This is a genomic window from Streptomyces sp. GbtcB7 (genome assembly GCF_019091445.1).
Taxonomy (GTDB): Bacteria; Actinomycetota; Actinomycetes; order Streptomycetales; family Streptomycetaceae; genus Streptomyces; species Streptomyces mirabilis.
In genome coordinates, this window is sequence record NZ_JAGXJM010000555.1 from 1 (window position 1) to 240 (window position 240).

General features: G+C 66.7%; 1 protein-coding gene. It reads left to right on the forward strand.

The genetic code is table 11. From position 1 onward, the window contains the following. The coding region (locus tag KVT44_RS56795) for an alkaline phosphatase D family protein (protein WP_217577137.1) at positions 1–240 on the forward strand (240 nt) is incomplete at both ends.

A 240-nucleotide genomic window follows, 5' to 3' on the forward strand; every position in this document is an offset into this window, starting at 1 on the left:
TGGGACGGATACCAGGCCGAACGCAGCGCGCTCATGGGGGAGTTTGCCACCGTGCGCAACCCCGTCGTGATGACCGGGGACCGTCACCTCACCATGATCAGCGACCTCAAGAAGGTCTTCGCCGACCCGGAGTCCGACGTCGTCGGCGCCGAGTTCGTCGGGTCCTCCATCTCCAGTGGCGGTGACCAGGAGAGGTGGGTGGGGGACAAGGAGTGGGCTCGCCCCAGCTCTCCGAAGCTG